Raw genomic sequence first — 24,950 nt, 5'->3', positions numbered from 1 at the left:
TGTGCCCGCCGCGAGTGTCGCGGCGGGCACGGAGCGTGACATTAGGAACCGGTCGTCCGGCTCCCACCTGGGGGTTTATCCGAAGATGTTGTACTGCGTGTAGCCGGTTCCGATCTTGATGCGTGTGGCAAAGATCTCCGAGGAGCCGGATCCGGTGCCCGGGTACAGGTAGAGCGTGCCGCCGGGCGTGCGCGCGACATAGTCGGCCTTGCCGTCGCCGGTCACGTCGCCGGGCGCCGCGAACGCGTTGTAACCGTCCCAGGTGCGCACCTGCACCCCGGCCTCGAAGGGCGCGGCGGCCTTGCCGGTGCCCTTGAGGAGGTACAGCTTGCCGCCGCTGCCGCGCGCGATGAGGTCGCTCTTCCCGTCACCGGTGAAGTCGCCCTTGCCGCGCAGGGAGTTGAAGGCCTGGTAGCCGCTGCCGACGGTGGTCCGGGTGCCGTACGTGCCGTCGCCCTTGCCCGGGTAGAGGTACATCGTGCCGCCGGAGGTGACGGACAGCAGGTCGGGGTAGCGGTCACCGTTCACGTCACCGGGCGCCACGATGAACTTCCTGGTCCCCCAGGCGCTCGCGACCTTCGTGTCGACGTACGTCGCGCTGGACGCGGACCGGTGCCGCCAGTAGACGTTCCCGTCGGACCTGCGGCGGATGATGAAGTCCTGGTACCCGTCACGGTTCATGTCGGCCTGCAGGACGAGGTTGTACGCGCTCCAGGACCCGCTGAGCGCCTTGCGCGCCGCGAACCCGTTGCCCGTGGACTCCTTGACGTAACCCTGCCCGCCGGAGGAGGCACGGACGAAGAGGTCCGCCTTGCCGTTGCGGCTGATGTCGGTGTCGTCGATACGCGGGCGGACCTTGGCCTGGTACGTGGAGACCTTGGTGAACGCCTCGTACGTGCCGGCGAGGTTGCAGACCTTGTTGCCCTGGCTGAGGCCCCAGGACACGATGCCGACGACCTTGTTGCCGACGATGAGCGGGCCGCCCGAGTCGCCGGGGCAGGTGGTCTTGCCGGTGCTGTCGTCGCCGGTGCCGAGCTGTCCGGCGCAGATCATCTTCCCGGCCTGGAAGTACGGGTCGAGGTTCTGGGTGCACGCCTCGTCCGAGTTCAGCGGCAGGGTGACCTTCTGCAGCTGGGAGGCGATGCTGGCGGTGTCCTGGTCGGAGCTGGTGAGGCCCCAGCCGTAGACCGTCGCATTGTTGCCCGCCGCGTAGAGAGTGCTGTCGTCGGGCCCGGCCAGCTCTAGCGTGGTCTGGGCGACCGGCTTGGCGAGGGTGAGCACGGCGACGTCGTTCGTGATGGCGTCGGGGTCGTAGCCGTCGCGCACCCAGCTGCGGGTGACGTCGATGTACTTGGCGCCGTTGTTCGGCACGGTGACGCTCTTGCTGGTGCCGACGGCGACCTCGCCGTACTTGCCCCAGTCCTGCCGGTTGCCGTTCTCGTCGTGGAGGCAGTGCGCGGCCGTGAGCACCTTGTTCGGCGCGACGAGGGTGCCGCCGCAGACGAAGTACGAGCCGCCTGCGGGGTTGTTGTAGACGAGCTGCACCATCCAGGAGGCGGCGCTGTCGGTGCCGCCGATGATGCGCGGCGAGGCGGTCTTCGAGCCGGTCGGCGCCGGCGTCGACGCGTCGGCGGTCTTCGCGCCCGGCGGCGGCTGCACGACCCGGCCGGCGTCGGACTCCCCCGCGTACGACGTGACGGCGAACGCTCCGGCGCCGATCAGCGCGAGCCCGGCCGCCGCGGCCGGCAGCACCTTGCCCAGTCTTCGGCGGTGCCGGCCGGAGCCGGATATCGAAATGTCCACGCAAGTCCCCCCAGGGAGCGATGAGTTGAACGCAGATGAAGAGCGCGATCGTACAACTCACCCCGGGGAGCACGAAGGGCCGCCCCCGTCACATGAGTGACAGGAGCGGCCCTTGCGGTCAATCAGCTACCGCGGAAGCACTCAGTCGTTGCCGTTGCCCGGCGCCGGCGTCGTCTTCGCGATCTGCATCAGGAACTCGGCGTTCGACTTCGTCTGCTTCATCTTGTCGAGAAGCAGCTCGATGGCCTGCTGCGAGTCGAGCGCGTGCAGCACCCGGCGCAGCTTCCACACGATCGCCAGCTCTTCCGAGTTGAGCAGGATCTCTTCCTTACGGGTGGAGGACGCGTCGACGTCCACCGCCGGGAAGATGCGCTTGTCGGAGAGCTTGCGGTCGAGCTTGAGCTCCATGTTGCCGGTGCCCTTGAACTCCTCGAAGATCACCTCGTCCATGCGCGAGCCGGTGTCGACCAGCGCGGTGGCGAGAATGGTCAGCGAGCCGCCGTCCTCGATGTTGCGCGCCGCACCGAAGAAGCGCTTCGGCGGGTAGAGCGCGGTCGAGTCGACACCACCGGACAGGATGCGGCCGGAGGCGGGCGCCGCCAGGTTGTAGGCACGGCCCAGACGCGTGATCGAGTCGAGCAGGACGACCACGTCGTGACCCAGCTCCACGAGGCGCTTGGCGCGCTCGATGGCCAGCTCGGCGACCGTGGTGTGGTCCTCGGCGGGACGGTCGAAGGTCGAGGAGATGACCTCGCCCTTCACCGACCGCTGCATGTCGGTGACCTCTTCCGGACGCTCGTCGACCAGGACGACCATCAGGTGGCACTCGGGGCTGTTGGTGGTGATCGCGTTGGCGACCGCCTGCATGATCATGGTCTTGCCGGTCTTCGGCGGGGCCACGATCAGGCCTCGCTGGCCCTTACCGATCGGCGACACGAGGTCGATGATGCGGGTGGTCAGGATGCCCGGGTCGGTCTCCAGACGGAGCCGGTCCTGCGGGTAAAGGGGCGTCAGCTTGTTGAACTCCGGCCGCCCGCGCCCGGATTCGGGTGCCATGCCGTTGACGGAGTCGAGGCGGACGAGCGCGTTGAACTTCTCGCGGCGCTCGCCGTCCTTGGGCTGACGGACCGCACCGGTGACGTGGTCACCCTTGCGCAGGCCGTTCTTGCGGACCTGGGCGAGGGACACGTACACGTCGTTCGGGCCGGGCAGGTAGCCGGAGGTCCGGATGAACGCGTAGTTGTCGAGGATGTCCAGGATGCCCGCGACGGGGATCAGGACGTCGTCCTCGGAGACCTGCGGCTCGTTGCCGAAGCCTGCCTCGTCGCGGCCGCGACGGCCACGGCGGTCGCGGTAACGGCCCCGGCGGCCGCGGCGGCCGCCCTCGAAGTCGTCCCCGTCCTCATCGGCCCGCGGGGCGTTGTCGCGCTGGCTCTGGCGTCCGCCGCCCTGCGGCTGGCGGTTGCCGCCCTGCTCCTTGCCCTGCTCGTCGCCCTTGCCCCGGCGGTCACCGCGCTCGCCGCGCTCGCCGCGCTCACGCCCGCCGCGGTCACGACGGTCGCGGCGCTCACGGCGGCCCTCGGCGCCGTCACCGGCGTCGCCGGACTTGGCCTCGCCCTGCGTCTCGGTCCGGGTCTCGGTCTTCGCCTCGGCCGTGACGGTCTCGGGGCTGCCGGCCTCCGAGGTGGCGCGGCGGCGACGGCGGTCGCCGCTCTTGTCGTCGCTCGCCGGCTGACCGGGAATCTCGATCTGCTGCTGGGCGACGGCCTTCGTGGCCTTGTCGGCCTTGGCGTCATCGGTGACGGCGGCCTTCGCCGCGGGGGCGGCGGTGCCGTTCGCCGCGGCCTCGTCGCCGGTACGCGCCTTGGTGGCCGTACGGCGCTTCGGCTTGGTCTCGGTGGTGTCGGCGCTCTTCGCGGGAGCGCCTCCCCCGGCCTGGGCCTCCTTGATGACCTCGATCAGCTGGCTCTTGCGCATACGCGCGGTGCCCTTGATACCGAGGCCCGATGCGACCTGCTGGAGCTCGGCCAGCACCATGCCCTCGAGGCCGGTACCGCGGCGCCGCCGGGAGCCCGAAGCACCGGCGGCAGGCGCAGCAGAGGTCTCCGCATCGGCGGAGGGCGCGGCAGCGGAGCTGTCGGCGCTCACGCCCATCAGATCGGTGGTGTCGCTCACGAAGGGTCCTTCCCTGGAGCGGACGTCGGCCTGTCTGGCTCGGCGACCGGTTGTGCTGTCCGGCGGTGGTCCTGTCTGTGGGGACCGTGCCGGGGCGGTGGTCCGCCAACGCGGCGGAAGAATTCATTGGTGACGGCGAGTTCCGAAGCCGCGGGTTCCACTGGAATGTCTTGTGTCACCCGGCTCGGTCACACCGGTTCCGGAGCATGTGCTCGAAATAGCTCAGCGCACGGCACAGAGCAATCTGCGGGGCTCCTGGAAGAATGGTTGTCCCGGACGGGGACACACAGCACCTCGCCATGGTGGGGTCGGGTGCAGACTTGAGGTTAACACTACCGGATCCAACAAATATTCCCCCTCTCGAATTCCGGCAACCGGGTGTCAGGGCGCAAGCGGCAGCACGCTCGCTCCGCCTGCGTCGAGGCTGAGGCGGTTCGCCGCCCATCCCTCGCCGGCCAGCCGGGCGGTCTTGTCGGCCGTCTCCTCTTCGACGAGAGCCAGGACCGTGGGGCCCGCCCCCGAGATCACCGCGGGGACACCGTCGGCCCGCAGCCGCTCCACGAGTGCGACGCTCTCCGGCATCGCGGGAGCCCGGTACTCCTGGTGGAGCCGGTCCTCCGTGGCGGGGAGCAGCAGCTCGGGGCGCCTGGTCAGGGCCTCGACGAGCAGGGCCGCCCGGCCCGCGTTCACCGCGGCGTCCACGTGGGGGACGCTGCGCGGAAGGAGACCTCGCGCGGTCTCCGTGAGTACCGGCTTCCCCGGTACGAAAACCACCGGAACGATGGAACTCGCGGGCTCCATCCTGATCGCCCGCGCCGCTCCGCCGTCCATCCAGGAGAGGGCGAAACCGCCGAGCAGGCAGGCCGCGACGTTGTCCGGGTGCCCCTCGATCTCGGTCGCGAGCTCGAGCAGCGCCGCGTCGTCGAGGCGGGCGTCTCCGCCTATCGTCACGGCGCGCGCGGCGACGATGCCGGCGCAGATGGCGGCCGACGAGGAGCCGAGGCCGCGGCCGTGCGGGATCCGGTTGGCGCAGACGACCTCGAGGCCGCGCGGCTGTCCGCCGAGCAGGTCGAAGGCCGTGCGGAGGGACCGTACGAGCAGATGCGACTCGTCGCGCGGGAGGGTTTCGGACCCCTCACCTGCGATGTCGATGTTCAGGCCGGAGTCGGCGACGCGGACGACCACGTCGTCGTAGAGACCCAGCGACAGGCCGAAGGCGTCGAAGCCCGGGCCGAGGTTGGCGCTGGTGGCGGGGACGCGCACCCTGACGGCGGCGGCGCGGAAGGCGGGACCGGCCATCGCTCGATGACACTCCTTGAGCTGCGGTGTTTGCGGGTTTTCCGAAGGTGTTTCGAGAGATCCGATGAATTGCTGCCCGTATCAGAACCCGAAGGCCGCAACGGCTATGACGACGCCTGCGGCACCGCGAAACGTGCGGCGGTGTGGGTTCGGTACAGCCTATCGAAGGAAGGTTCTGTGGCGACATAGGGCGCACAGGAGGCGCACGATGCGTGTCGCAAGCCCCCTGTGCACCCCCTGTACGGGGTTGAGCTGGTGCGTCCCGTTACGCGAGGCCGAGGCGCTGGGCCGCGGTGGCGGCGTCGACGGGGACGGTGACGGGCTGCGGGGCGCCCGCGACGGCCCAGTCGGGGTCCTTGAGGCCGTTGCCCGTGACGGTGCAGACGATCTTCTGGCCCGGGTCGACCTTGCCCTGCTCGGCGGCCTTCAGCAGACCGGCGACCGAAGCGGCCGACGCGGGCTCGACGAAGACACCCTCCTGGGACGCCAACAGCTTGTAGGCGCGCAGGATTTCACGGTCCGTCACCTCGTCGATGAAGCCGCCGGACTCGTCACGGGCGGCCAGCGCGAAGTCCCACGACGCCGGGTTGCCGATGCGGATCGCGGTGGCGATCGTCGACGGGTCCTTGACGACCTCACCGCGCACGATGGGCGCGGAACCGGAAGCCTGGAAGCCCCACATGCGCGGCGTGTGCGTGGCGATGCCGTCCGCCGCGTACTCCTTGTAGCCCTTCCAGTACGCCGTGATGTTGCCGGCGTTGCCGACGGGCAGTACGTGGATGTCGGGCGCGTCGCCGAGGGCGTCGACGATCTCGAAGGAGGCGGTCTTCTGGCCCTCGATACGGAACGGGTTGACCGAGTTGACCAGCGCCACCGGGTAGTTCTCGGAGAGGGCGCGGGCCAGGTTGAGGCAGTCGTCGAAGTTGCCGTCGACCTGCAGGATCTTCGAACCGTAGACGAGCGCCTGGCCCATCTTGCCCAGCGCGATCTTGCCCTGCGGGACCAGCACGGCGCAGACCATCCCGGCGCGCACGGCGTACGCGGCGGCCGACGCCGACGTGTTGCCGGTGGAGGCGCAGATGACGGCCTGCGCGCCCTCCTCCTTGGCCTTCGTGATGGCCATCGTCATGCCGCGGTCCTTGAAGGACCCGGTGGGGTTGGCACCCTCGACCTTGAGGTGGACCTCGCAGCCCGTGCGCTCGGAGAGCACCTGGGCGGGCACGAGCGGCGTGCCGCCCTCGCGCAGCGAGACGACCGGCGTGGTGTCGGTCACCGGGAGCCGGTCCCGGTACTCCTCGATGATGCCGCGCCACTGGTGGGTCATTCCGGTCATTGCTCGTTACTCCCCTTCAACACGCATGATGCTGGCGACACCACGCACGGTGTCGAGCTTGCGCAGCGCGTCGACGGTCCCGGTGAGGGCCGCGTCCGCCGCGCGGTGGGTGACGACGACGAGAGAGGCCTCGCCGTCCTTGCCCGATTGGCGCACCGTGTCAATCGATACGCCGTGCTCGGCGAAGACCGTAGCGACCTGGGCGAGGACGCCCGGCTTGTCGGCCACGTCGAGGCTGATGTGGTAGCGCGTCACGACCTCGCCCATGGGCGAGACGGGCAGCTGGGTGTAGGCGGAGTCACCGGGTCCGGTGGCCTCGCCGAGCTTGTTCCGGCAGACCGCGACGAGGTCGCCGAGGACCGCGGACGCGGTCGGCGCGCCGCCGGCGCCGGGCCCGTAGAACATCAGCTGGCCGGCCGCGTCGGACTCGACGAACACGGCGTTGTACGCGCCACGCACGGAGGCCAGCGGGTGGTCGAGGGGGATCATCGCGGGGTGCACGCGCGCGGTGACGGAGCCACCGTCGGCGGCCCGCTCGCAGATGGCGAGCAGCTTGATGGTGCAGCCCATCTCCTTCGCCGAGCGGAAGTCGGCGGAGGTCACCTCGGTCATGCCCTCGCGGTACACGTCGTCGAGGCGCACGCGCGTGTGGAAGGCGATCCCGGCGAGGATGGCGGCCTTGGCGGCGGCGTCGAAGCCCTCGACGTCGGCGGTCGGGTCGGCCTCGGCGTAACCGAGCGCGGTGGCCTCGTCCAGGGCCTCCTGGTAGCCGGCGCCCGTGGTGTCCATCTTGTCGAGGATGAAGTTCGTCGTGCCGTTGACGATGCCCATCACGCGGTTGATCTTGTCGCCGGCGAGGGACTCGCGCAGCGGCCGGACCAGCGGGATCGCGCCGGCGACGGCGGCCTCGTAGTAGAGGTCCTTGCCGTACTGCTCGGCGGCGGCGTGCAGCGCGGCGCCGTCCTGGGCGATGAGCGCCTTGTTCGCGGAGACGACGGAGGCGCCGTGCTCGAACGCGGTGGTGATGAGGGAGCGGGCGGGCTCGATGCCGCCGATGACCTCGACGACTACGTCGATGTCGCCCCGTTTGACCAGCGCGGTCGCGTCCGTGGTGACGAGCGCGGGGTCGATGCCCTCGCGCACCTTCGACGGACGGCGGACGGCGACCCCGGCCAGTTCCACAGGGGCGCCGATCCGGGCCGCGAGGTCGTCGGCGTGCGTCGTCATGATGCGCGCCACCTCTGAGCCGACTACCCCACAGCCAAGGAGCGCCACCTTCAGCGGACGCGTACGCATCATCGACCTACGCCTTTCGTTCAACCCAGCTCTTCCGAGCTCAGCCTGCTGGACAACTAGATACTGCTTCAGTGGACCAGTCTCACCCACCGGACCGGGGTTTCTGTCCCCGGTCCGAATCCTGAGACGTGTATTTCATTTATCCGACGTCGAGACGCAGGAGATCTTCCTCCGTCTCACGCCTGACGATCACCCGCGCCTCACCGTCGCGCACGGCGACGACGGGCGGGCGAAGTGCGTGGTTGTAGTTGCTGGCCATGGACCTGCAGTAGGCGCCGGTCGCCGGTACGGCGATCAGGTCACCGGGCGCGAGGTCGGCGGGCAGGAACGCGTCCTTCACCACGATGTCCCCACTCTCGCAGTGCTTGCCCACGACGCGGACCAGCATCGGCTCGGCGTCCGAGCGCCGAGACACCATCGCGACGGTGTACTCGGCGTCGTACAGCGCGGTGCGGATGTTGTCGGACATGCCGCCGTCCACGGAGACGTACGTACGGAGCGTCTCGAGGGGCTTGATGGTGCCGACCGTGTACAGCGTGAACGCGGTCGGGCCGACGATGGCGCGGCCCGGCTCGACGGAGATGCGCGGCGTCCGCAGCCCGGCCGCCTCGCACTCGCGCGTCACGATCTCGCCGAGAGCCTTGGCGATCTCGTGCGGCTCACGGGGGTCGTCGTCGGAGGTGTACGCGATGCCGAGACCGCCGCCGAGGTCGATCTCGGGCAGTTCGACGCCGTGCTCGTCCCGCACCTCGGCCAGCAGCGACACGACGCGCCGCGCGGCGACCTCGAAGCCGGCCATGTCGAAGATCTGCGAGCCGATGTGGCTGTGGATGCCGATCAGCTCGATGCCGTCGAGCTTCAGCGCCCGGCGTACGGCCTCGGCGGCCTGGCCGCCCGCGAGCGCGATGCCGAACTTCTGGTCCTCGTGTGCGGTGGCGATGAACTCGTGCGTGTGGGCCTCGACGCCGACGGTGACGCGGATCTGCACGGGCTGGCGCTTGCCGAGCCGCTCGGCGATGTGCGACACCCGCACGATCTCCTGGAACGAGTCGAGCACGATCCGCCCGACGCCGACCTCGACGGCCCGCTCGATCTCTTCCTCGGACTTGTTGTTGCCGTGGAACGCGATGCGCCCGGCGGGCATACCCGCCGACAGGGCGGTGGCCAGCTCGCCGCCCGAGCACACGTCCAGATTCAGCCCCTCCTCGTGCAGCCAGCGCACGACGGCACGGGAGAGGAACGCCTTGCCGGCGTAGAAGACGTCGGCGTCGGGCCCGAAGGCGTCACGCCAGGCGCGGCAGCGCGCGCGGAAGTCGTCCTCGTCGAGGAAGTACGCGGGGGTGCCGAACTCCTCGGCGAGCCGGGCGACTTCGATGCCGCCGACGCTGACCGCGCCGTCCGCGCCGCGGGTGACGGTACGGGACCACACCTTGGCGTCGAGTGCGTTCAGGTCGGCGGGCGGGGCGGTGTAGTGACCCTCGGGCAGGACGTCGGCGTGGCGGGGCCCTGCGGGGTGTGCGGAACGGCTCATGACTGCTTCTGCGCTCTCTCAGAGATGTTCGGGTGCGTCGATACCGAGCAGGGACAGGCCACCGGCGAGCACCGCCCCGGCGGCTTCGGCGAGCGCGAGCCGGGCACGGTGGGCGGCCGAGGGTTTCTCCTCCCCCTGCGGCAGCACGGTGTGCTGGAACCCGAGAAACGCGTCGGCGACGAGGACGAGGTGCCGGGCTAGCCGGTCGGGGGCGTGGTGCCGGGCGGCGGCGGCGAGGGCTTGGGGGTACGCGGCCAGGGTGGTTGCGAGGGTTTCCCCGGGGGTGGTGTCGCGTACGTCGCCGGGTTCGGCGGTGAAACCGAGGGCGGCGGCGTTGCGGGTGAGGGCACGGGTACGGGCGTACGCGTACCGGACACGGAAGAGGGGGTTGCTCTCGCGCTGGGCGAGGTGCCGGCCGTCGTCGAGGTGGGGCCGGTCGTGCGCGGCGGGCAGGAGCAGGGCCCAGCGGGCGGCGTCACGGCCGAGGACGGCGGGGTCGGAGGGGGCGGGGACGGGGCGCAGGTGCACGACCTGTGCGGTGGCGGTGGCGTCACCGTCATGAGTCACGTACGAGTCGGCGCCTTGGGTGGCGAGGATCCGACTGACCGAGTCGGCGACGACCTCGGCCCGAACCTCGTGCGGCACACGCAGCTCGATGCGCTGACCTGCGAGAACGTCACTGTTCCCATACCCCTTGCCCCGGGCGAGGATCTCGCGGGCGAGGGTGCCGGGGTCGTCGGTGGTGAGGGTGACGTTGAGGAATCCGGGGCCGGTGACTTCGACGCCGGCGATGCCAGGGCTGTCGGCGAGGCGCCGGGAGAGGAGCTCGGCCACGTGCCGGGGCGCCCGCCGGGCGGGACCGGCGAGCTGCAGCGCGACGTTGGTGGCGTAGTCCCCGCACCCGCCGGGCCTGGGCCGCTCGACCACGACACGTTCCGGAACGGCCACGCTCAGCTCACCCTCGTCGACCGCGCGGCGCACGGCGCGCAGGACGGTACGGGAGAGCTCGACGGGGGTCACGGGACAAGCGTATGGGAGGAAGGGGGTGGGTAAGCGACCTGGATTACGCGATGGTCCGGCATACGGACACGTACCGCGGCACCCTCGGAGGGTCAGCCGCCGATGCGCCCGGCACGCTCAGCGCCTTCGGCGCCACGGCCCCCGCCCTGCTTGCTTTCAATCAACTGGCTTACGATCCGCACGAGTTCGGCGGGCTCGAAGGGCTTGGCGAGGAAGGATTCGACGCCGACATCAAGGCCGGTCTCGACCTCGTGCTGCGTGCACGCACTCACGATGACGATGGGGACACTGCGCGTATGAATGTCGGAACGCAGCCGCGCGGCGGTGCCGAGACCGCCGAGCCGGGGCATCACAACATCGAGGGTGATCACATCAGGGCGGACCTGATGCACCACGTCCAGACATTCGGCACCATCGGCCGCGGTCACGACCTCGAAGCCCTCCAGCTCGAGATTGACCCTGATCAGCTGCCGAATCACCTTGTTGTCATCGACGACAAGGACTCGGCCGGACGCGCCTGGCACAACTCGAGAGTAGGTCGACCGGGACCACCGCGTCCGGGTTTTCCCCACTTCCGCCCCGTACAGGGGACCCCCGCCCCCTCACGTTGCCTCCCCCGCCCCACCAGCCCCGCCCCACCAGCGAAATAACCGTTCATGAGGACCCGGTAGGAGCTGGTAGGGTTCTACCCGTCACCACGCCAGCGCGGTGATCACGCCCCCGTAGCTCAGGGGATAGAGCAACGGCCTCCGGAGCCGTGTGCGCAGGTTCGAATCCTGCCGGGGGCACTTCGCAGTAACCAGGACGATCAAGTCTCTGACCTGCAAAGTGCCAAGCATGAAGAGCCGGACCCAGTCCCACTGGGTCCGGCTCTTTGTCGTTCTCAATCGCTGATCGCGAGTGAGCGGCGAGTGAGAAATCAGGAGGCCTCCTCGCCCCATCCCATCGCCTCCTCAATCTTCTTGTTGTTCACCTCCTCATGGCCGTCGATGCAGCCTTCGTACCGACGGTGGATGACCTCAGGCGAGTTGCCCGCGCGGCGAGCGACTTCGGCCACCGGCACTCCAGCGTTCAGCCAGTTGGTAATGCAGGTGTGCCGCAGGTCGTAGGGCCGCTGTGCAAGCGGCGACTCCACCTTGTCCGGCGGGAGTGCGATGGGGCGCGCTTCCTGCCACACGCGCCAGTAGCTCGACGTGCCCAGCACCTCGCCACGCTCGTTGGCGAAGACCCGGCCGTCCGCCGCCACCCCGAATTCCCTGATGTGCTCACGCAGCATCGCGACCAGCGGGGGCGGGATGGGCACAGGCCGATCCGCCTTGACCTCCCTGGACTTGAGTCCGCGCTTGTCATGCCGCTTGCCCGAGTCGGTCCACTTCTTGCCTGAGACCGGGCGGGTCTCTTGGAGCGTGAGGGTCCCCCAGCCCTTCTCTGGCAGGTAGCAATCCTTCTCACGGAGACCAACCACCTCGGCCGGCCGCATCGCCGCGTAGAGCTGACAGGCGAAGAACGCGACCAGTCGACGGCCTCGGTTGCGGTGCACTGAACCGACGTACGAGACAGCCGTGAGGAGTTGGGCACCCTGGACCGCGTTCACCAAGACGCGGGGGTCCACGACGTCTCCACGGCTGGAACCAGCGCGCTTCACTCCTGCGAGAGGGTTGGCGTCCAAGTACCCGCACTCAATCGCGTACTCCATTGCGGTGTTGAACCCCCGGCGCCGGCGCTTGTAGGTCTCCCCCGCCGCTGGACTGTCGTCCAACTTGAACGACAGCCTGTATTGGATGTCCCGGACCACCTTGGGGTCCGTGAGAGCCGAAAGAGGAAGCGACCTGTGCTGAAGCCAGGCATAGGCTGCCGCGAGGTCCTCTGGAGGGTCTTCTTCTTCATGTGCCGGGACGACGGCCCACCGGACCGCCAAGCGTGCTTCTTCAAGCGAAGGCGCCTTATTCCCGTCCTCCATCATCGCCAACGCCACTGTCGCGAGGCTGTCCGCCAAACCCTCGCGCGTCTTTGCCGCTGATGTACGCCACCGGCTCGCCATATATTCGCGACTGAAGTCCCACCAGGACGGATCGGGCCGGGCGTTTGCCTTGGCAGCAGCCGCTCGGAGTTCAGACTCGGGCAGCCCAGTCTCGACGTCGAAAGCTTCGCCCTTGCGCATCGCCTTTACGAGTTCCGAGCGACGGTGGTCAGCCAGGGTGAAAGTGGCGAAGCTGGCCGTATTGACCTTGCCCGCCACCAGCCACCGAATCTGATACGGAGCCCTTTTACTCCGTACCTGGTTGATCTTCCATAGCCGCACATCCGTGGAGAGGGTCGGCTCTTCCGCAGCAGGCGGGCGCCCGCTTTCGCGGGCGCCCTGGTGCTTAGAGGTCTTGCCGTAGGTCACGCGGCCTCCTCCAACGTCCCGATCCAGCGCTCCAGTTCCGATCGCCGGATTCGAACGGCACCGTTGGGAAGCTTGATTGACTTAGGTCCCTTCCTGAGCTGCCGCCAGCGATAGAACGTCGCTCGCGGAACACCGATCTCTTCAATGACCTCGGGGATGGTCAACATTTCGTCGCGAATCTTGACTGCCATGGAAGTTGCTCTCCGTTCACGGAGCGAAGCTTTGAGAGGCGGGGACCGCCTCTGGGGAATCCGCCATGCGGCGCTGCATCGCCCACCGCCGTCCAGGGCGGAAGCCAGGGAATCGCTGACAGAACTGACAGAACCTCGGTGTATGGCCTCTGACCTGCATGTATGGGCCGGTCGGAGTCTTTGACAGAACTGAATTAAAACCTGACAGAACCTCTTGGGAAGAGGTTCTGTCACAGCTCCCCCGGCACAGGGTCGGGGGTTCTGTCAGCATTAAATTCGGTTCTGTCACAACCTCGACTGTGGCTGTTTGTGCAGGTCAGGGGTGGTGTCGGGGAGTTCTGTCAGTTCTGTCAGCGGGTTGGGGGTTGTGTCAGGCGCCCCGGCCGATGCGGGGGTGGGTCTCGTAGCGGGGCGAGGGTGGCCGGCCGCCGCGTCCGGTGCGTGGGGGCGGGGGCTGCTGGCGGATCCAGCCGTGTTCTTCGAGCAGGGACAGGGCGGGGTCGAGGTCGCCGATGGCGGGGAAGTCGGCCCGCCGCAGGGCCCGGAACAGCTCCCGTTTGGTGAACTGCGCGGGGTTGCTGGAGACGAGCTGCGCGAGGACGGTCACCGCGGATTCGTGGGCGGGGTCTGCGCTCATGACGCTGAACACGTCCAGGGCGTGCGCGGTGAAGTAGACGCCCAATTCGGTAGCGGCGGCCATGGTGGACGCTTCGATGGGCTTGTGCCACCCGTCCTCGGGATGGGAGGCGAGGTGGAGGAGGCCGGCGATGCGGGCCACGGCACCGTCCCGCTTGGAGGCCCATTTCACGATCGGCGCGAAACTTCCGTCCGGACCGAGGCGCGATTCGGTGACCTTCTGAAAGGCCAGGAGGACCGCGTCGGCTTCCGGGGTGAGCTGGATGAGGGCGGGGTCAGTCCAGTCCGCCAGGGCGAGCGTCAGACCCGCCAGATGCTTGGCGTAGGTGGCAGCCACCTGCTCGTCCAGCAGGGCGGGGGTCAGGCTGCGGGAGCCGACCAGGGACAGGGGTTTGGAGTAGAGGAACCGGGCGAGGAGCCCGCGCCCGTCGGCTCCGTCGATGCGGCTGAGCGCGTCCAGGACTTCCGGCTGCACTGCCAGACCGATCGTGACCGCTGGCGAGTCGACGTGCTGGGCACTGCGGCCCTGCCGGTTGACCCGAAGCATGTCCCCGGCGTGGCCCTTGAGGAACATGCCCATGTTGGGCTTGCCCGTGTAGCGCCCGGCGATGATGTCGAACAGCTCCCCTTCAGCGCTCAGGCAGGAGATGCGTCCGCCCTGCTCGTCCAGGAGCGTCCCGACGTTTTCCGGAGTCACGTCGTCCGCGACGAGCTGCGGTTCGGCGGGAACCCTCATCTTGTCGGCCTCTTGGGCGAGTTGGACGGCTTCGGCGGTCAGGGTGTCGCGGTGTTCGGGCTCCGCGTTGGCCGCCTTGCCTGCCGCCTTCTCGGCTGCGGACTTGGCCAGCCTCGCCAGGGTCTCCGCTTCCGCCCTCACGGGCCCGGACAGTTCGATGAGAGCCTTCTCCGCATCGAGCAGCGGTTGAACCATGAGGTCAAACACGGCGGACTTGCGGTTGCCGGGGGGCAGGGCGATGGCGGTGTAGATGTTCACGGGCTCACGCCAGTGACCGCGTACGCACACCTTCACCCGCCCGCCGGCGGCCGTGGCCAGGACCGCCAGGGCCAGGCACCCGGCGAGGTCCGCCGGGGTCTGGGTCTCCTCGGCCACACCGCGCACCATGCTGCCCAACCAAGCGGGGAGGACATCCACAGGGAAGTCAGGAAGGGGCGGGCGGACTCGGAGGGCGACGGGTTCGTCCCAGGCGGGGCCGGTGATCTGCTCAGGGTCGATGTGGTCGAACCCCTCCCACAGGTCGGGGCTCATGTCGTTGGGGATGCTCATACGGCCTTGCCTCCTTCCTTGGCGTTGACGAGCTGCGGGCAGGTGTCCCGGTGTTCGTTGTGCGCGGCCACGAGGCTCAGTACGGCGGCGCGGCCGACGGCCTGCCGGTCACGGCCGCAGGAGCACCACGAGTGGGCGGTGGGGGTCACGCGCCAGTCCGGGGGCGCCACGACGTGCAGAACGGCCCGGGGCTGATATCCGTCGTTCGGCTGCGGGTCAGGGCGAACAGCAATGGGGACGCCTTCGGCGACGCCCTCTCGGTCGCCCACGACCAGCCGCAGGTGCCGTCGTTCGGCGGCACGCGGGGAGCGGGGGTGAGGGCTCATGCGGCCCTCCCCGCTTCGGTGTTGAGGCCGTTGCCGACCGCGCGTGCCGCGTACGGCTCGGGGACTCCCACGGAGACCGCCGCTGCGATGACCTCTTGCCCGAGACCTTCCAGACCACAGGGACCGGGGCACTGTGCGTGCTGCTGGGCGAGGAACTGGGCCACACCGAAGGCCTGCGACGCGGCGCCGGATTCAGTACGGGACCTGACCAGGGCCAGGCCGCGTTCGAGGCCGGTGCGGACGTACTTCTCCGTGTGGCGGCAGCCGGTGGCCACGGCCGCATCCCACCTGGCGCGCCCGGAGAGGGAAGAGACCACCTCCCCCCGGGCGGGGGTGGTCTCTTCCCTCCCGACCAGGGCCAGAACGGCCGCTGGCAGGGGCGCCATCGCGCTGGTGCCGGGACCGAGCCAACGCGTGTACTGCATGAGTGACTTGACGTCCACGCCGGGGCGTACGGCGTTGGCCGACCGCATAGCCCCTAGGTAGATCCAGTGTTCCCCGCGCGTGGTGGTCACGGTCCGGGTCGGCGGCAGAGTCTCGTGGGCCCAGGCGACCGCGTGTATGTCGTCGAGGTCGACGACGGTGAGGCGGGCCCCGCCGGGGTGGTAGGCCACTGCGGCGGCCTGCCACCAAGCGGCGGCCCACGGGGTCGAAGTGAGGACGTCCGGGTTCGCGGTCGCGGCAGCCCATGCGTGGCACGGCTCAGGGCATCGGCACGTACCCGCGCTCTTCATGTTCGGCCGGCCACCGCATGCGTTCCGCGCGCACGTTCGGCAGTTCCCGAACGGCACCTTCCCCGCCCGCAGCGGCAGGACCGGTACGCCAGAGGACGCGAGCCTGAGCGCGGTGCGCAGGTGCTCACTCATGCCGCCACCCCCAGCAGCACGCGGGAGACGCGGAAGGCGCGGCCGATGTACTCGCTGTAGGTGGGCGGGATGGCCTCGGTCAGCTCTTCACGCACGTCGGTCCAGGTGATGCCGAGCGCGGCCTGAAGCTCGGGCACCGTGGGCTTGCCGCCGCCGTTGCCGTACGCGGCGACGTAGGGGCCGTCGTAGAACTTGCCGTGTCGGTAACCGCGAACGCGCCCCCGGTGCGGGACGTGCTTGGGCTGAGGGATGGTCCAGCCGCTCACCTCGAAGTTGCGGTGGCGGATGACGCTGAGCCCGAACATCTCGCCGCACAGAGTGAGGTCCTTGCGGATCTCGGCCTGTCCGTTGGGCTGCTCGATGACGTAAGGCAGGCCAGTGCGGTCGAGCAGAGCGCGGGTGGGGGCCACGAGGTCGATGTGGGTGCCGCCCCAGCCTCGGGAGCGGTTGGTGCCCACGGTCAACGTGTTCTTGGCCTGGCAGGGCGGGGAGGCGTGCACCCCCGCGAACCGCTCGATCTCACCCGTGTCGATGAGGTGGGCCAGGTACTCCAGGGCGTCACCCCGATGCCACGTGAAGGGGTAGTTGGTCCGGTCGGCGAGGTCGCACCCGTGGACGCGGAAGCCGGCGCGGGCGTAGCCCATGGCTGCCCCGCCGGCGCACGAAAACAGGTCCAGCAGTAACGGCCGGTGGCCGCCTCGCCGGATGTCGGTGGGTTGCGTCATGCTGGAGACCTCCACTGGTCTGTTGTGGGCAGGTGGACAGAGGCGGCCCCGGTTCTTTGGCGAGATGCGGGGGCCGCCTTTTGCGTGTCCGGCTGATGTCAGGATCCGGAGAATCGCGGGTTGGGCTCGGACGGGGTTTCGGTGATAGAGGCCCGTCGGCCACGGCCTGCAGAGCGGAGCAAGCTATCGCGTACGACGGTCCTACGGCCCGTCGTACGCACTCGCCCCGGGGGTGGCGAGGATGGCCGTCGGCTAGTGGTCGGTGCCGGTGGCGTGGGCGGCGTAGCCGGGGCACATCTGCTCGTCGCAGTCGCACCCGCCGCACTCGTTGCAGATCTCGCCGCCGCACTGCTCGCAGTCCCGGTGGCCACCGCAGCCGTAGTCGGCGCACTCGTCGCAGTAGGTCTCGTCGTCCATGGGGCTCCTGTCAGAGGCTGGGGATGGCGTGGATGAGGGCGTTGGCGAGGTTGTTGATGGGCCCGGCCGCGCCGGTGGAGGCGAGGAAGAACCCGAACATGGCGGCGGTGAACGCGGCGCCGGGCGTGAGGCTGCCGGAGCGCAGGAGGAAGAACAGGACGAGTCCGAAGAGGAAGACGAGCGAGAGGGTCACTGCCATGGGGTGGACTCCCTGTCAGAGGCGTGGTGGTGGCGTCGGGTGCCGTCGCGGCGGACCTGGCGTCCGGTGTTGAGGAGGCGGCGGCCGGTGCGGAGCCGGTGGCGCTGCCCGCGGCAGCGGCGGCACAGCTTGACCTTCCGGCGGACCTGTCGGATGCCGGTGCCGGAGCACTTCCGGCACGGGGCGAACGGCTGGACCGCACATAGCACTGCGTAACCAGCGGCGACCAGTAGGGCGGCGAGGCTAGCGAGAGCCACGGGGGCTCACATCCCTTCCCAGAGCGGTTTCGGGGTGTTTTCGCAGGTGGGCCGCTAGACGCTAGTGAGCTGATCAGCGGCCCTACGGGTTGCTAGTGGGCGTGCTAGACCTAGCAAGCGCGGCTGCTAGGTCTAGCAGTGCTGCTGGGGCTAGGCGGCGGCCCGATCGGCGTTACGGCGTGTAATCGCGGCGGTGATGTCGGCGCGCTTGATGCCGCGCCGGTTGGCGCCCTCGCCGTCGTCGGTCTGCCCCCAGATCTGGCTGGGCTTGATGCCCCAGGGCTTGAGTGCGGCGGTGACGTTCTCGCCCTGCCAACCGGTGTAGGTGTCGGGGTGGGCGGCGGTGAGCCGGGCGGCGATGCGCTCGCACCACACGGCCTTCTCGTCGTCGGCGATGGTGTCGAGGACGTCGGCGAGGATGTCGGATCCGGTGCCGGCGTTCTCCGGGCCCTTGCCGATGGCGTGGCCGGTGACGTTGCCGTATGCCTCGCGGGCCTGGCGGGCGCGGGCGACGATGCGTTCGGCGGCGACCGCGTCCACGAACGCGGACGCGACGATGCGGGGGTCGTCGCCCTCGCCGGCCATCCAGCAGATGCCGCGGTCGGAGCGGGAGAACATCGTGGCCCGGTACCCCGACTTGTACATAGAGGTGCCCAGCACCATGTCGTTGGCGGGCTGGCCCATGACCTTGAGGCAGAACCGCAGGACGGCGTTGGCGCTGATGCCGGTGGGCAGCGATTTGGCGTCGGGGCGCTGGGTGCCGAACATGGCCACGATGCCCAGGGCGGGGCCGCGCTTGACCAGGTCGGTGCAGATCGCCTCGATCTCCTTGCCGTACTCCTCGTGCTCGAACGGCACCTGGCACTCGTCGAACCCGACCACGATCGGGTGCAGACCCAGGCTCTGGTCACCGGCGAGTTCGGGGGTGACCTTGGACTCCGGGCAGCGCGTGCGGGGCAGCGACTTGATGACCTTCGCGCGGCGGCGCAGTTCCTCCTTCAGCTCCCGCAGCGCCTGGACGACGTACTCGATGTCCTCGTCTTCCTCGCCGGCGCGGTAGCGGTGGCAGACCGATTCCAGGGCGCCGAAGTCGCCGGTGCCCTTGAAGTCGAACGCGTGGACCTCCGCGCGCGGGTCGAGGGCGGCGATGAGCAGGAACAGCCGCATCAGGAACGTCTTGCCCATACGCGGGATGGAGCCGACGACGACGGAGGCGAACATGAGGGTGACGGCGACGTCGCGCATCCGCTGGTCGTTGCCGAACACCACCGGCTTGAACAGGTCCACCGTGCCCGTCTTGGCCAGCGGCCAGGCGGGCTTGGTGGTCTCGTTCATCGGCTTGTCCCCCACCCACAGCACCAGACGGCCTTCGTGCTGCTCGGGGTCCGGGGAGGGCCACACGCAGCCGGTCTTGCGGCGCAGACCGGAGGCGAGCGGCTTGCGGGCCTCCATGATGTCCTCGGGCGTGACGCCGTAGGGAAGGTCCAGGTCGGCGCGGTAGCCGGGCCCGTCGCGGACGATCTCCGAGACGAACCGCAGGCCGTTCATGTCGCCGCCCTTCTTGATGGCGGCGGTGACCTTCGTGTTCCCGATGGAGTCGAGACCGCGCAGGACGATGGAGCCGGTGAGCTTCTGTACCTCGGTCTTCAGCACCGCCGGACCCACCACCGGGGCGTCGGGCTGCTGCCCGCCCAGACCGAGCAGCAGCACCCCGCCGGCGGCGAACGCGTACAGGTAGGCGGGGGCCAGGACGTACAGCCAGAGGGCGAACCCGACGCCGAACACGGCGGCGACCAGGGAGACCAGGCCGCGCAGGCGGATCCGGCCCGCCCGCAGCCGGGCCAGGCGCATGTACTCCTCGACGTCCTCGGTGCGCACGGCGAAGTCCCGCAGGGGCGCGGCCTCGCGGTCCCACACCCACCGGTTCGTCGTCGCGACGAACCGGCACGCGCCGCGCGGTGCCATGAGGGCGAGGCGTCCGGCATACACCGGGATCCGAACGCCGTGGTAGAGGGCGGCGTATCCGGCGTTCGCGCCGGCGTGACGGGCGGTGGCGGCGAAGTCCCGCTTGTTGGTGAGCCATCCGGCCAGGACCGGCTTGCGCTTCTCCACACGGACCTTGGGGTCCGGCAAGGCCGGGTTGTCGACCGCGACGGGCGCCGCCGGCGCGTCGTCGTCAGGGGTGAAGTCGGGGACGGGCCGCAGGTGCGGGCCCGACGTGGTGTCAGTCATGCTTAGTGCTCCCTGCTGCTCAAACGGGTGGTGGGTGGCCCGGGGGCGGCTGTGTTTCCTTGGCCGGGACGAGTCGCCCCCGGGGCGTTGCTACTTGCCCTTACGGCCGCGCTCCTCGCGCTCGCGGGCACCGTCGATCACGCGGTCGACCTTGCGCTGAAGGTCGCTCTGGTCGACCCGGCCGCCGTACTGGCGGTCGTCGGCGATCCCGCGCTTGGCCATCCGGGCGACGTACCAGGCGACCTTGGTCTTCTCACCGGTGGTCAGGCGGGGCTGGTTGCTGCTCATGGCGGTGTCTCCCATTCCGGGGCCGGTCTGTCCGGCTCCCCACGGCCCCGGAACGCACGGTGCGTTCGGGGGCCGCAGGCAGCCGTCAGCGTCGGCCGCGGCGCAGGGTGTTCGCGGCGCGCTTGCCGTCGGTGCCGCCCACCGAGCGGACGACGGTGACGACGCCCCACGCGCAGACGGCCGCGATCAGGGCCAGCAGCGCGAGGTTGGCGGCCATCGCGGTGAGCACGCCGACCAGCAGCGGGCCGAAGTAGACCCCGGCCGCGACCGCGCCGGCGCCGACGCCGGATCCCAGCGCGATCCGCTGAACGGTGCGGTCCGGCGGAGCCTGGTGCACGTGCTGGTGCACCACCTGCGGGCCGCTGTGCTGCGGCGGACCGGGCAACTGGTTGGTGTAGGTGTAGGTGCCGTCCGGGAGTTGCACGACCCGGGGCACGTCAGGCAGCGATTCCATCCGTGGATCCTTCGGGGCAGGCGCCGGGCACGCAGGTGCCGAGCGCGGTAGGCGATTCAGGCAGCGGGAGCGCCGACGTGGTGGGCGCGGTCACCACCAGAACGACTCCTTCTTGGGCGTGAGGTACGGGCAGCCGTTTTCCATGTGGTCCACGCACTTCGGGCAGTCCTCGCGGGGACCGAGCCCGCGGTGAACGACGCGGCTGTTGTTGGCGTGCTCCCAGCACTGCGGGCACTCTCCGGGGGGCGTGTTCTGGGCGTCCCTGGCCATGTCAGGCACTCCTTGAGGCGGTGTGCGAGGGGTGGTTGGCAGCGGCTTCCCGCCAGACGCGGTTCTCGCCCGCGTCCGTGTGCTGGAGACGCACCCGGAAGTCGCATCCGGGGGCGGTGCAGCGGTGAGTGGTGGTCGTCCACGCGTCCTCGATGGCCTTCAGCGTGGACATCGCCGAGTTGGCGGTGCCGAGCACGCAGGCGGCCTGTACGAAGAACGGCAGGTCGTAGGGGGCGAGCTTGAGGCCGATGGCCACGCCGACGGCGACAGCGGCGCCGAATTCGAGGAGAGTGATGATCCGGCGGCGGTGTTCCTTGCTCATGGGGAACTCCCAGGTGAGACGGGGTGTCAGGAGGCGTGCTGTTCGTTGGGGTAGGCGCAGGTCACGCACATGCCGAGCGAGGGCGGGATGACGTATCCGGCGTCGAGTCGGCAGGTGCGGCGGGCGAGCATCGCCAGGGCGAGCGCGCCCCACTTGCGCGAGGTCATCGGCCGGACCGGTTTGGCGAGGTCGAGCCGGTAGAGGAACGCCACGCTCACGCCTGCTTTGCGGCGGCGGGAGCGGCGCATGAGCTGGGCCGCTATCGGCTGACCGCCCGGCCGTAACCCCTCCGCCCGAAGCTGCCGGCGGGTGGCCAGTCCTTCGGGGGCGAGGCGCCACGGGTAGGTGGGGATGCCGTAGCGGGCGCCGGACGGGTCGTAGCACTTGCCGAACGCCGCCGACATCAGGCCGCCGCCTCACCAGCGCGCTCGGCCTTCAGGGTGTCCCGCAGGAACCGGGCGTTCTTCGGCGAGGTGCGGAGCGCGAGGCGGAGGCCCTCAGCGGTCAGCTTGGCGTCCGGCCAGTCGGCCGTCATGGTGCGTGCCTCGTCGAGCAGTTGATCGGCGGTTCGCCTGGGTCGACTCGATCGGGCAGCCTCCGGGATGCGGCCGGTCGCTCGACGGGGCCGGGTCGACTCTGCGGGCACGGTGCGCTTCTCGATCGGGCGGACCGGTACCGGCTCGATGGCCGCGACCGGCTTGCTCGGCAGGGTCGACTTCAGGAACCCGACCGGCACCGGTCGGGGCAGGACGATCGGGTGCGTGGTGATCGGCTCGGGGGTCGATTCGTGCAGGTCAGCCGTAGACCGAATCATCATGGTCTCGGTAGATTCCTCCGCATTTGCGTCCAGGGCGGGGAGCGTGTCGGGGGTGAGGTGGAACATGGCTCCGAGGGCGGCGTCCGCGCCGATCGTGACGCGCTGGCGCTGCACATCGAGCAGCCTCGATCCCAACTCCGCGTCACCCGATCCGACCCTGCGAGCCAGTCGCCACGATGCCCGATCCGACCGCTGGCGCACCTTCTTGTCAGGGTGGTTGGCGGCGCGAGCCCGGTGGTAGGCGAGCCGCTGGACGACCTCGACCGCGCGGCGTTCGCCCTCCGCGTCGTGTCCTTCGGTGTGGACGGCGATGCGGCGGGCGAGGAAGGCCATGCCTTCGGCGGAGACGCACATGCCCATCGGGGTGATGGCGTAGATGACGGTGGTGCCGGGGTCGTCGGCGGCCATCGCGGCCATCGCGGACGCGGCGGCCGGCAGGGCCCACAGTCCGAGGCGGATGATGCGCGGGGAGGACTGGCCCAGCATGGTCAGTCCGAGCAGCACGAGCGCGAGGACGGCGGTGGCGCCCTCACCGGCGGCCACGGCCCCGAGGGCGGTGCCCTTGCCGTAGGCGCCGCTGATGTTGGAGTACGTACCGGCCCCACCGAACACGCCGGTGGCGACCATCGGCACAAACGCCGCACCAAGCACGATGATCTGGGTCTTCGTCAGGACCGTGCGGGTCTGCGTGCTCATGCCGCCACCGCCTCGTCGAGCACCGGGTTGACCAGACGGGTCATCTCCGCGATCTCGTCCCCGGTCAGCACACCGACCTCGTCCATGGCGTGGGCCACGGTCCGAATCTCGCGCCACAGGTGACCGATCTTGCGGCGGGCCATCCCGCGCACCATCCCCCACGACTTACCGCCCGCGGGGACGTACTCGCGGCCGATGCGGAAGCCGTGCGGGGCGAGGATGTCGATGGCCTGCTCGCGGTCGTGCTCAGCGGCGCAGGCCGCGGCCCGCCCCGGCGTCCAAAGGCCGTAGGCCATCAGGTAGTTGACCTGGGCAAGCTCACCGGCCGCGCACATAGCGGCGAGCCGCCAGGCGTGGAAGTCGCGCGCGTGCCAGGCCGTGTTGCCCGACACCGCCCAACTACCGTCGGATTCGGTCCACGCGATGATCTCGCTGGTGTCCACACGCAGGCCGTAGGCCATGGCGAGCACGGCGTGTCCGGCCTCGTGAAACGCCAGGCCAAGCCGCCCCTGCTCGTAGGCGAGCGGCATGTTGATGCGCGGCTTGCGCCGGCCCCTGTGGTCCAGGAGGACGTCGGGGTGGGGAGTCGCGGTCGTCATGCCGCACCGCCCGTCACCAGGGTGGCGGCCTGGTTGGTCAGCTTGCGGCGCGCGTCCATCACCCGGCGGCGGGCCCGGCGGATACGGCGCTCGTCCAGCTCGGTCGGGGTGCGGTCCAGGGTGACGATCTGCGCGTCCAGCAGCTCGACGCGGGCCAGAATGAGCGGCATCTCGGTCTCGATGGCGTCCAGCTCGGAGGCCGTCGGCTCGCGGTCGAAATCGTCGACCGTAACGGGGGCCTGAAGTGCAGCGATGATGTGCATGAGTCGGTTTCTCCCTAGCAGGTAAGGCGGCTCGAAAACGGCCCCGGAGTTGCACCTCCGGGGCCGTACGCCGTTCATGGGTGGGTAGTGAGGGGGCTCGGTCCTGAGAGGTCAGGACAGGCCCGCGATGGCGAGCGCGGCGATGGCGAGCGCGGTGAGGTGTGCGGTCTGGTCGACGTGGGCGGCGCCGCCGTGCTGGGCGAACCCGGCCTGCCGGGCGAACGTCATCCAGCGGGCCACCGGCCAGCGCCGGTCGATGACCGAGTGCGTGACGCCGATCCAGACCACGCCCGCCGCAGCGGCGATCGGGTTCACGTCGAGACCGAGGACGGTGATGCCGGCCGCGAGGGCGACCGTGGTCACGACCAGGTGCGTGGCGGCGTGAGCGAGGTTCGCCCGCCACCCGCAGGCCCCGGCGCCGGCCTTGTGCGCGGCCTGGTGGTCCGTCTGCAACGGGTAGTCGGACAGGAGGTGCGCGACATAGAGCAGAACGAACAACGACGCGAACACGGGCTCTCTCCCTGGTCTGTAGCGGGCTGGGGTGGGAAAGGGGCGGCCGGTCGCCTGGCAGCGAGTCGGCCGCCCCGGCCCGGCTAGAACTTGAAGTACATGTCGCCGACGTGGGTGCCCTCGCTGTGGCCGTACTGCTTGCCGCCGATGAAGGGCTTCGAGGAGGAGTTGCGGTCGGCGGCCTCCTTCTCCCGGTTGGCGGCGCAGACGGCGTTGGCGACGGACTCGGCGGCGTCCAGCTCGATCGCCTTGATCTCTTCGGGGGTCTTGGCCATGACGGTCTCCTTAGGCTCGGAGCTGGGCGTTCCGGCTCCCCTCAACCCCGCCCGTACGGTCCGCCCCGTGGGGCGCCCGGACGGACGGAGGAGGCAACCGGCGCGGCGCTAGCGGCCGCGAGGCAGTTGAAGGTGACCGGTTGGCCGTGGCGCACGTTCACGCTCACGGACCTGGGGCGAAGCGGCGCCGCCATGCCGGTCGATCACGGCCGCGCCCATCGCTTTCGTTGGCTCATTGCTGCTCCTTCACATCGCTGAACTGGGGATACGCACTGCAAGGGGACCTGAGTCCCACTCTCCGGCCGTTGCTCGCGGTCACCGGGCCACCTCGCCAGTAGGGCCGAAGCCCCGTTCCCCTGGCCTTTAGCGGGATTGCAGCGTCCCCGCCCTCTGCTCTTCACACAGGTCATGCACTGGCTGCAACGCCGAAGCGATGCATGTATTACATGCCTCTCAAGGTGACAGGTCAAGTCCGC

At 69.8% G+C, this 24,950-nt stretch carries 28 protein-coding genes and 1 tRNA gene; 1 reads left to right on the top strand and 28 read right to left on the bottom strand.

Annotation, left to right across the window (positions count from 1 at the left end):
- Nucleotides 1–75: 75 nt before the first annotated feature.
- The 8 genes from ABZ893_RS11285 to ABZ893_RS11250 form a co-directional block, all read right to left on the bottom strand.
- Complete coding sequence (locus tag ABZ893_RS11285) at nt 76–1,803, bottom strand: trypsin-like serine protease (RefSeq protein ID WP_361400412.1); 1,728 nt, start codon at nt 1,801–1,803, stop codon at nt 76–78.
- 141 nt (nt 1,804–1,944) lie between these two features.
- Complete coding sequence (gene rho / locus ABZ893_RS11280) at nt 1,945–3,978, bottom strand: transcription termination factor Rho (protein ID WP_361400409.1); 2,034 nt, start codon at nt 3,976–3,978, stop codon at nt 1,945–1,947.
- 381 nt (nt 3,979–4,359) lie between these two features.
- A complete protein-coding gene (thrB, locus tag ABZ893_RS11275; RefSeq protein WP_361400407.1) occupies nt 4,360–5,277 on the bottom strand; it encodes a homoserine kinase in 918 nt (305 codons plus the stop codon).
- Between the two features lie 265 nt (nt 5,278–5,542).
- A complete protein-coding gene (gene thrC / locus ABZ893_RS11270; protein WP_361401305.1) occupies nt 5,543–6,601 on the bottom strand; it encodes a threonine synthase in 1,059 nt (352 codons plus the stop codon).
- Between the two features lie 15 nt (nt 6,602–6,616).
- Entirely contained in the window at nt 6,617–7,909 is a 1,293-nt protein-coding gene (locus ABZ893_RS11265; RefSeq protein ID WP_361400404.1) for a homoserine dehydrogenase, read from the bottom strand.
- A gap of 136 nt (nt 7,910–8,045) precedes the next feature.
- A complete protein-coding gene (gene lysA / locus ABZ893_RS11260) occupies nt 8,046–9,437 on the bottom strand; it encodes a diaminopimelate decarboxylase (protein WP_361400401.1) in 1,392 nt (463 codons plus the stop codon).
- Nucleotides 9,438–9,455: 18 nt separating this feature from the next.
- A complete protein-coding gene (gene nrtL, locus ABZ893_RS11255; protein WP_361400398.1) occupies nt 9,456–10,457 on the bottom strand; it encodes an ArgS-related anticodon-binding protein NrtL in 1,002 nt (333 codons plus the stop codon).
- A gap of 92 nt (nt 10,458–10,549) precedes the next feature.
- On the bottom strand, nt 10,550–11,029 hold the full coding sequence (locus tag ABZ893_RS11250) for a response regulator (protein WP_361400395.1): 480 nt from the start codon (nt 11,027–11,029) through the stop codon (nt 10,550–10,552).
- A 144-nt stretch (nt 11,030–11,173) separates the two neighbouring features.
- Here ABZ893_RS11250 and ABZ893_RS11245 point away from each other — a divergent pair.
- Nucleotides 11,174–11,245, top strand: a tRNA-Arg gene (locus tag ABZ893_RS11245).
- 131 nt (nt 11,246–11,376) lie between these two features.
- Here ABZ893_RS11245 and ABZ893_RS11240 read toward each other — a convergent pair.
- The 20 genes from ABZ893_RS11240 to ABZ893_RS11145 form a co-directional block, all read right to left on the bottom strand.
- Complete coding sequence (locus tag ABZ893_RS11240; RefSeq protein ID WP_361400392.1) at nt 11,377–12,846, bottom strand: site-specific integrase; 1,470 nt, start codon at nt 12,844–12,846, stop codon at nt 11,377–11,379.
- Nucleotides 12,843–13,037, bottom strand: coding sequence for a helix-turn-helix domain-containing protein (locus ABZ893_RS11235; protein ID WP_361400389.1), 195 nt, complete (start codon nt 13,035–13,037; stop codon nt 12,843–12,845). The genes ABZ893_RS11240 and ABZ893_RS11235 overlap by 4 nt, the downstream gene beginning before the upstream one ends.
- Nucleotides 13,038–13,407: 370 nt before the next feature.
- Nucleotides 13,408–14,958, bottom strand: a complete 1,551-nt coding sequence (locus ABZ893_RS11230; protein WP_361400385.1) for a YfjI family protein — start codon at nt 14,956–14,958, stop codon at nt 13,408–13,410.
- Complete coding sequence (locus ABZ893_RS11225) at nt 14,955–15,284, bottom strand: hypothetical protein (protein WP_361400382.1); 330 nt, start codon at nt 15,282–15,284, stop codon at nt 14,955–14,957. The genes ABZ893_RS11230 and ABZ893_RS11225 overlap by 4 nt, the downstream gene beginning before the upstream one ends.
- Complete coding sequence (locus ABZ893_RS11220; protein ID WP_361400379.1) at nt 15,281–16,150, bottom strand: bifunctional DNA primase/polymerase; 870 nt, start codon at nt 16,148–16,150, stop codon at nt 15,281–15,283. The genes ABZ893_RS11225 and ABZ893_RS11220 overlap by 4 nt, the downstream gene beginning before the upstream one ends.
- Nucleotides 16,147–16,875 (bottom strand): DNA methylase, encoded by a 729-nt coding sequence (locus ABZ893_RS11215; protein WP_361400377.1) that lies wholly within the window; start codon nt 16,873–16,875, stop codon nt 16,147–16,149. Before ABZ893_RS11215 ends, ABZ893_RS11220 begins: the two co-directional genes overlap by 4 nt.
- Before the next feature lie 252 nt (nt 16,876–17,127).
- Nucleotides 17,128–17,292, bottom strand: coding sequence for a hypothetical protein (locus tag ABZ893_RS11210; RefSeq protein WP_361400374.1), 165 nt, complete (start codon nt 17,290–17,292; stop codon nt 17,128–17,130).
- A gap of 10 nt (nt 17,293–17,302) precedes the next feature.
- On the bottom strand, nt 17,303–17,491 hold the full coding sequence (locus ABZ893_RS11205; protein ID WP_361400371.1) for a hypothetical protein: 189 nt from the start codon (nt 17,489–17,491) through the stop codon (nt 17,303–17,305).
- Nucleotides 17,482–17,748, bottom strand: a complete 267-nt coding sequence (locus ABZ893_RS11200) for a hypothetical protein (protein WP_361400368.1) — start codon at nt 17,746–17,748, stop codon at nt 17,482–17,484. Before ABZ893_RS11200 ends, ABZ893_RS11205 begins: the two co-directional genes overlap by 10 nt.
- 150 nt (nt 17,749–17,898) lie before the next feature.
- Nucleotides 17,899–19,980, bottom strand: a complete 2,082-nt coding sequence (locus tag ABZ893_RS11195) for a cell division protein FtsK (RefSeq protein WP_361400366.1) — start codon at nt 19,978–19,980, stop codon at nt 17,899–17,901.
- 90 nt (nt 19,981–20,070) lie between these two features.
- The gene (locus tag ABZ893_RS11190; RefSeq protein WP_361400363.1) at nt 20,071–20,268 is read right to left on the bottom strand and encodes a DUF6257 family protein; all 198 of its coding nucleotides are present in this window, start codon (nt 20,266–20,268) and stop codon (nt 20,071–20,073) included.
- Between the two features lie 85 nt (nt 20,269–20,353).
- The gene (locus ABZ893_RS11185) at nt 20,354–20,722 is read right to left on the bottom strand and encodes a DUF6251 family protein (RefSeq protein WP_361400360.1); all 369 of its coding nucleotides are present in this window, start codon (nt 20,720–20,722) and stop codon (nt 20,354–20,356) included.
- A gap of 90 nt (nt 20,723–20,812) precedes the next feature.
- The gene (locus ABZ893_RS11180; RefSeq protein ID WP_361400357.1) at nt 20,813–20,992 is read right to left on the bottom strand and encodes a pRL2-8; all 180 of its coding nucleotides are present in this window, start codon (nt 20,990–20,992) and stop codon (nt 20,813–20,815) included.
- A gap of 1 nt (nt 20,993) precedes the next feature.
- A complete protein-coding gene (locus tag ABZ893_RS11175; protein ID WP_361400355.1) occupies nt 20,994–21,314 on the bottom strand; it encodes a hypothetical protein in 321 nt (106 codons plus the stop codon).
- Nucleotides 21,315–21,340: 26 nt separating this feature from the next.
- Complete coding sequence (locus ABZ893_RS11170) at nt 21,341–21,718, bottom strand: RRQRL motif-containing zinc-binding protein (protein ID WP_361400352.1); 378 nt, start codon at nt 21,716–21,718, stop codon at nt 21,341–21,343.
- Nucleotides 21,718–22,827 carry a conjugal transfer protein gene (locus ABZ893_RS11165; protein WP_361400349.1) on the bottom strand — a complete coding sequence of 370 codons (1,110 nt, stop codon included), beginning with the start codon at nt 22,825–22,827 and terminating at the stop codon, nt 21,718–21,720. Before ABZ893_RS11165 ends, ABZ893_RS11170 begins: the two co-directional genes overlap by 1 nt.
- Complete coding sequence (locus ABZ893_RS11160) at nt 22,824–23,426, bottom strand: hypothetical protein (RefSeq protein WP_361400346.1); 603 nt, start codon at nt 23,424–23,426, stop codon at nt 22,824–22,826. The genes ABZ893_RS11165 and ABZ893_RS11160 overlap by 4 nt, the downstream gene beginning before the upstream one ends.
- Entirely contained in the window at nt 23,423–23,689 is a 267-nt protein-coding gene (locus tag ABZ893_RS11155; protein WP_361400343.1) for a DUF6284 family protein, read from the bottom strand. Before ABZ893_RS11155 ends, ABZ893_RS11160 begins: the two co-directional genes overlap by 4 nt.
- Before the next feature lie 111 nt (nt 23,690–23,800).
- Nucleotides 23,801–24,199, bottom strand: coding sequence for a DUF3307 domain-containing protein (locus ABZ893_RS11150; RefSeq protein WP_361400340.1), 399 nt, complete (start codon nt 24,197–24,199; stop codon nt 23,801–23,803).
- 83 nt (nt 24,200–24,282) lie between these two features.
- On the bottom strand, nt 24,283–24,474 hold the full coding sequence (locus tag ABZ893_RS11145; RefSeq protein WP_361400337.1) for a hypothetical protein: 192 nt from the start codon (nt 24,472–24,474) through the stop codon (nt 24,283–24,285).
- Nucleotides 24,475–24,950 lie beyond the last annotated feature (476 nt).

The sequence above is a fragment of the Streptomyces sp. NPDC046821 genome (assembly GCF_040645335.1).
Classification (GTDB): domain Bacteria; phylum Actinomycetota; class Actinomycetes; order Streptomycetales; family Streptomycetaceae; genus Streptomyces.
This window is presented reverse-complemented; position numbering and strand designations above follow the sequence as displayed.